Annotated in this window: 6 protein-coding genes; all 6 read left to right on the top strand. The window is 73.2% G+C overall.

Going from position 1 to position 6167, the window contains the following annotated elements:
* Positions 1-119 precede the first annotated feature (119 nt).
* Positions 120-1007 (top strand): sugar phosphate isomerase/epimerase family protein, encoded by an 888-nt coding sequence (locus ABZY11_RS38880; protein ID WP_356483690.1) that lies wholly within the window; start codon positions 120-122, stop codon positions 1005-1007.
* On the top strand, positions 1004-1663 hold the full coding sequence (locus ABZY11_RS38875; protein WP_356483689.1) for an EboA domain-containing protein: 660 nt from the start codon (positions 1004-1006) through the stop codon (positions 1661-1663). Before ABZY11_RS38880 ends, ABZY11_RS38875 begins: the two co-directional genes overlap by 4 nt.
* Before the next feature lie 79 nt (positions 1664-1742).
* The gene (locus ABZY11_RS38870; protein ID WP_356483688.1) at positions 1743-2600 is read left to right on the top strand and encodes a TatD family hydrolase; all 858 of its coding nucleotides are present in this window, start codon (positions 1743-1745) and stop codon (positions 2598-2600) included.
* A gap of 12 nt (positions 2601-2612) precedes the next feature.
* Positions 2613-3794, top strand: coding sequence for a metabolite traffic protein EboE (gene eboE / locus ABZY11_RS38865; protein ID WP_356483687.1), 1182 nt, complete (start codon positions 2613-2615; stop codon positions 3792-3794).
* Entirely contained in the window at positions 3791-5167 is a 1377-nt protein-coding gene (locus tag ABZY11_RS38860) for a nucleotide pyrophosphatase/phosphodiesterase family protein (RefSeq protein WP_356483686.1), read from the top strand. The genes eboE and ABZY11_RS38860 overlap by 4 nt, the downstream gene beginning before the upstream one ends.
* Before the next feature lie 35 nt (positions 5168-5202).
* Positions 5203-5991, top strand: coding sequence for a 4'-phosphopantetheinyl transferase superfamily protein (locus ABZY11_RS38855; protein ID WP_356483685.1), 789 nt, complete (start codon positions 5203-5205; stop codon positions 5989-5991).
* Positions 5992-6167 lie beyond the last annotated feature (176 nt).

Below are 6167 nucleotides of genomic sequence, written 5' to 3'. Positions count from 1 at the left end.
CACGCCCTCCTGCCCCTCCAGGCCGCCCTGGTGGCCCGCGCCGGGGCGCCGCTGCTCGCCCTGCCGCTCGCCGCCGCGCTGCCCCTGGTGGGCCGGCTCGCCCGGAAGGTGTCCTCGACATGAGCCACGGTCCGGGCACTCCGGCCCCCACCCCGCGCTTCGCGTACGGCACGAACGGCTTCGCCGACCACCGGCTGCCCGACGCGCTGCGCGTCCTTGCCGACCTCGGCTACCAGGGCGTCTCCCTCACCCTGGATCACCAGCACCTCGACCCCTACGCCCACGACCTGCCCCGGCGGATCGCCGAGACCCGGCGCGCCCTCGAAGCCACCGGCCTCGCCGTCGTCGTCGAGACCGGCGCCCGCTATCTGCTCGACCCCTGGCACAAGCACCGTCCCACCCTGCTGTCCGCCGACCCCGAGGGCCGTGACCTGCGCCTCGGACTGCTGCGCCGGGCCATCGGCATCGCCGCCGAACTCGGCGCCGAGGCCGTTCACTTCTGGAGCGGCACCCCGGACGCGGACACCACCCCCGAACAGGCCTGGCAGCGGCTCGTCGACGGCTGCGCCGAGACCGTCGCACACGCCGACGCCACCGGAATCGACCTCGCCTTCGAACCCGAGCCCGGCATGCTCGTCGCCGACCTGGCCGGCTACCGCAGGCTCCAGCGCGAGCTCGGCCGGCCCGACCGATTCCGCCTCACCCTCGACATCGGCCACTGCCGTTGCCTCGAACCCCACAGCGTCACCCGGTGCGTCGAACTCGCGGCCGACAGCCTCGCCCACGTCCAGATCGAGGACATGCGGCGCGGCGTCCACGAGCACCTGCCGTTCGGCGACGGCGAGATCGACTTCCCGCCGGTGCTGCATGCCCTGGGCGCCGTCGGGTACCAGGGGCTGGTCTCCGTGGAACTGCCCCGGCACAGCCACGCCGCGACCGCGACCGCCCGCCACAGCATCGAATTCCTGCACACCGCAGCCCTGTCGAAGGAGGCCGAACCGGTATGACCGCACCGACGATCGCGGCGGCACCGACCACCGTGCACGACACACTCACCCTGCGCACCCTCACGGAGGGACTGGGGTCGGCCCTCGGTCACGAGCACCGCACCCGCCTCGCCCAGGACCTCGCGGCCGTTTCCGAGCAGGGCGCCCGCGCCCTCGACAGCCGCTTCCCCGCCGCCGGCCGCGCATATGGCCGGGGCCGGCTGCCCGGCTGGGCGGGCTGGACCGTCGAGGACGGCGTACGCACCAAACTGCTCGTCCAACTGACCATAGAGGGCACTGAGTTGGTACAGGAGGTCACCGAGCGCTACCGGCACGGCGACGCGGCGGAGCGGCGCGGCGTCCTGTGCGCCCTGCCCTTCCTGCCCCTCGGTCCGCACGCCGTCCACCTCACCGACGACGCGCTGCGCACCAACGACAACCGGCTCATCGCCGCCGCGCTCGGCCCCTACGCGCGGGCCCACCTCGACCAGTACCGCTGGCGCCAGGCCGTTCTCAAGTGCCTGTTCACCGGGATACCGCTGGCCAAGGTGGCCGGGCTGCACGAACGCCGGGACGCCGAACTCGCCCGCATGGCCGTCGGTTTCGCGACCGAGCGCCGCGCGGCCGGCCGCACCGTGCCCGCCGACCTGTGGCTGGTTGCCACGCACGAGAGCTAGTGTCCCTGCCGGTCCCGGCACTGGCCCCGCTCCCGGCACCGTACCCTGCGGCCGGGCCCCACCCCGACGGAGAATGGCCATGCGCATATTCGACCCACACATCCACATGACGTCCCGGACCACCGACGACTACCGGGCCATGTACGACGCAGGCGTACGCGCCCTGGTCGAACCGGCCTTCTGGCTCGGCCAGCCGCGTACCCACCCGGCCAGCTTCGCCGACTACTTCGACGCCCTGATGGGCTGGGAGCCCTACCGCGCCGCCCAGTTCGGCATCCGCCACCACTGCACCATCGGCCTCAACCCCAAGGAGGCCAACGACCCGCGCTGCACCCCCGTGCTCGACCTGCTGCCGCGCTACCTCGCCAAGGACTCCGTCGTAGCGGTCGGGGAGATCGGCTACGACACCATGACCGGGGCGGAGGAGCACGCGTTCGCCGCGCAGCTCGCCCTCGCCGTCGAGTTCGGGCTGCCCGCACTGGTCCACACCCCGCACCGCGACAAGGCGGGCGGCACCGCACGCTCCCTGGCCGTCGTCGAGGAATCCGGCATCGACCCCGGCTTCGTCGTCCTCGACCACCTCAACGAGGTCACCGTCACCGAAGTGATCGGAACCGGCTGCTGGATGGGATTCTCCATCTACCCGGACACCAAGATGACCCCGCAGCGGATGGTCGGCATCCTCAAGAAGTACGGAACCGAGCACATGCTCGTGAACTCGGCGGCGGACTGGGGACACAGCGATCCGCTGCTCACGAGGATTACGGCCGAAGCCATGCTGGACGCCGGTTTCGACGAGGATGATGTCGACCGCGTCATGTGGCGCAACCCGCTCGCGTTCTACGGGCAGTCGGGCAGGCTTGATCTGGACGGTTACAACGATGTGCAGGCCGCGGGGCTGTACGCCGGAAATTCGATCGCCCGCGGCGGCAGCTGAGGTCGGTACATCATGCGTCTGCTCCACTCGGACTCCACCACCATCCACCTCGCCTACTGCACCAACGTGCACCCGGCGGAGACCCTCGAAGGAATCACGGCCCAGCTCACCGACCACGCGGAGCAGGTACGCCAGCACCTCGGCACCGACCTGGTCGGCCTCGGCCTGTGGCTCCCCGCCGACGTGGCCCGCCACCTCGCCGACCACCCTGCCGACACCGAAGCGCTGCGCCACGCCCTGACCGTCCGGGGCCTGGAGACCGTCACTCTCAACGGCTTCCCCTACCGGGGCTTCCACACGCCCGTCGTCAAGCGCGGCGTGTACTTCCCCGACTGGTCCGAGCCGGCCCGCCTGAACTACACGCTCAACCTCGCCAAGGTGCTCGCCGGACTGCTGCCCGAGGACGCCGCCCGCGGCTCCATATCCACCCTGCCACTGGCCTGGCGCACCCCCTGGACCGGTGTGCAGCGCTCCGCCGCCGCCCGGCAGCTCGACGACCTGGCCGCCGGACTCAAGCGGATCGAGGCCGAGACCGGCCGCACCATCCGCGTCGGCCTGGAACCCGAGCCAGGCTGCGTCGCCGAGACCACCGCCCAGGCCGTCGAGGCCGTCGCCGGCGCCGACCACGACTGGATCGGTCTGTGCCTGGACGCCTGCCACCTCGCCGTCCAGCACGAGGACCCGCGGAGCGCCTTCGCCGCCCTCGTCGCCGAAGGCGTGCCCGTCGTCAAGCTCCAGGCGTCCTCCGCGCTCGTCGCCGACACCCCCGCCGAGGCCGAGTCCCGCGAGGCGTTGCGCCCCTTCGCCGAACCCCGTTTCCTGCACCAGGTCCGTGAAGAGAGCCCCGACGGAACCCTGCGCGGCTCCGACGACCTCGCCCCCGCCCTCGCGGGCGCCCTCCCCGGCGACCGGCCCTGGCGCATCCACTACCACGTACCGCTGCACGACCAGCCCGAGCCGCCGCTGCGCAACACCAGCGACTCGCTCCAGGAGATCCTGCGGGCCGCGTTCGGCGGGGAGCGCGCCCTCACCGACCACATCGAGGTCGAGACATACACCTGGGACGTCCTGCCCGCCGGGCTCCGGCCCACCGGACCTGCCGGGATCGCCGCCGGTATAGCCACCGAACTGGAGTGGACCCACGACGAGTTGATCCGGCTCGGCCTCACCGAAAAGCCGGGAGCCACACCATGACGAACCGTAGTGTGGCCGTCCTGTGCACCGTCGGCCTCACCCCCCGCCTCCTCGGCGAGATGCCGCACGTCGCGGCCATCGGCCAGGAGGGCTTCACCGCCCGCCTCGACACCGTCTTCCCCGCGGTCACCGCCACCGTCCAGGCCACCCTCACCACCGGCCTGCTGCCCCGCGACCACGGGGCCGTCGCCAACGGCTGGTACCACCGTGACCACGGCGAGGTCATGATGTGGCGCCAGCACAACGCCCTCGTCCGGGGCGAGAAGGTGTGGCAGGCCGCCCGACGGCAGGACCCCGACCACACCACCGCCTACCTGTGCTGGTGGTGGGCCATGGGCGCGGACGTCGACACCGTCCTGACCCCGCGACCCGTCTACCACTACGACGGCCGCAAGTCCCCCGACTGCTACACAAAACCGGCCGGACTGCGCGATGAACTCACCACCCGCCAGGGCGAGTTCCCCCTCTTCCAGTACTGGGGGCCGACCGCCTCCATCGCCTCCACCCGATGGATCGCCGGCGCCGCCCGGCACGTCGCCGACACCCGCCGCCCCGACCTGTCGTTCATCTACGTGCCCCACCTCGACTACGACCTCCAGCGGTACGGGCCCGACAGCCCCCAGGCCGTGCGCGCCGCCCGCGAGGCCGACGCCGCGCTCGCTCCGCTCCTCGGTGACCTGCGCGACCGCGGCACCACCGTGGTGGCCCTCAGCGAGTACGGCATCAGCCCCGTCTCCCGGCCCGTCGACATCAACCGCGCGCTGCGCCGTGCGGGGCTCCTCTCCGTCTACAGCCAGCGCGGCATGGAGTACCTGGACCCCTGCACCTCCCGCGCGTTCGCCGTGGCCGACCACCAGGCCGCCCATGTGTACGTCGCCGACCCCGCCGACATACCGCGCGTCCGCGACGTCCTGAAGCACACCGAAGGCATCGACGAGATCTGGGACCGCACCGAACAGGCCGCGTACGGCATCGACCACCCCAACGCGGGCGAGCTGGTCGCCGTCGCCGAGCCGGACGCCTGGTTCACGTACTACTACTGGCTCGACGACACCCGCGCCCCCGACTTCGCGCGCGGCGTCGAGATCCACCGCAAGCCGGGCTACGACCCGGCCGAGCTCTTCTTCGACCCCGCCGATCCGGCGGTGAAGGCGAAGGCAGCACTCGCACTGCTGCGCAAGAAGGCCGGGATGCGCGCACCGCTCACCGTGGTGCCGCTCGACCCGGCCCATGTCAGAGGCAGCCACGGACGGCTGCCCCAGGACCACCGGGACGGGCCGCTGCTGCTGTGCTCCGACCCGGGGCAGGAACGGGACCGCTACCACGCCACCGAGGTGAAGGAACTGCTCCTGCGCCTCAACGGACTGGCCTGAGACCGGCCGTATCGAAAGGATCGAGAGGAGGCCAGATGACACCTCGGCGGAACACCGCGATCAGCGAGGTGCGCATACCCCGACCGGCGCTCGAAGCGGTCAGCCGGATGCGGGAGTCGGGCGAGGTCCACGTGTGGTGGTGGCCGCTCGGCGTACGGACCGACCCGGCGGACTACGCCCTCCTCGACGAGGTGGAGCGGGGCCGGGCCCAGCGCTTCCACGCCGAGGCGGACGCGGCCGCGTTCACCGCCACCCGGGCCGGCGCCCGGCGGGCCGTGGCCGGGCTGCTGGGCGTCGAACCGGGAGAGGTCGGCTTCGGCCGACGGATCTGCCCCGGGTGCGGCGACCGGGAGCACGGCCCGCCGGCCGTGGCCGCCCCGCCGGTCCCGCTGGCGGTCAGCCTGTCCCGTACGGCGGGGGTCGGAGCCCTCGCGGTACGGGCGGGCGACTGGGTGGGCGTCGACGTGGAAGCCCTCCGGCCGGTCGAACCGGCCGGCCTGGCCGAGGTGGTCCTCACCGCCTCGGAGGGCGCACACGTCCTCGGCCTGACCCCGGGCGCGGCCAGGGACGCCGCCTTCCACCGGGCCTGGACCCGCAAGGAGGCGGTGGTCAAGGCCGTGGGCCTCGGCCTGCTGGGCATGGAGCTCAACACGCTGGACGTCAGTCCGGCGCAGGACGGGCCGGTGCGGGTGGTACACCGCTACCGCGGTGAGGAATCGCGCTGGCAGGTGACGGACCTCGACATCGGCGACCGCTGGGCGGCCTCTTTGGCCCGCCCGGAGACCAGCCCCCTGGGCCCCGTCCACACCCACGCCCCGGCCTGACCCGGGCTTGGGGGCCGCCCCCCGGGGTGGGGTGGGGGGGGGGCCCGAGCGCGGCGCGCCCCCCCCCCGGCCCGCCCGGCGGCGCCCCGCCCCCGCCACCCCCCCCGCCGCCGCCCACCCGGCCGCCCAGCCGCCCCCCGCCACGGCACCGCCCGTCCTCTCCGGCGCCGAGGCCC

Source organism: Streptomyces sp. NPDC006510 (assembly GCF_040611955.1).
GTDB lineage: Bacteria > Actinomycetota > Actinomycetes > Streptomycetales > Streptomycetaceae > Streptomyces.
Note: the sequence above shows the minus strand (reverse complement) of the source record. Positions and strands in the feature narration are given on the sequence as shown.

Bases quoted from the DNA above. Each gene is read 5' to 3' on its own strand.
- ABZY11_RS38880 (WP_356483690.1), top strand. From the start codon at position 120: ATGAGCCACGGTCCGGGCACTCCGGCCCCCACCCCGCGCTTCGCGTAC.
- ABZY11_RS38870 (WP_356483688.1), top strand. From the start codon at position 1,743: ATGCGCATATTCGACCCACACATCCACATGACGTCCCGGACCACCGAC.
- ABZY11_RS38855 (WP_356483685.1), top strand. From the start codon at position 5,203: ATGACACCTCGGCGGAACACCGCGATCAGCGAGGTGCGCATACCCCGA.
- ABZY11_RS38875 (WP_356483689.1), top strand. From the start codon at position 1,004: ATGACCGCACCGACGATCGCGGCGGCACCGACCACCGTGCACGACACA.
- eboE (WP_356483687.1), top strand. From the start codon at position 2,613: ATGCGTCTGCTCCACTCGGACTCCACCACCATCCACCTCGCCTACTGC.
- ABZY11_RS38860 (WP_356483686.1), top strand. From the start codon at position 3,791: ATGACGAACCGTAGTGTGGCCGTCCTGTGCACCGTCGGCCTCACCCCC.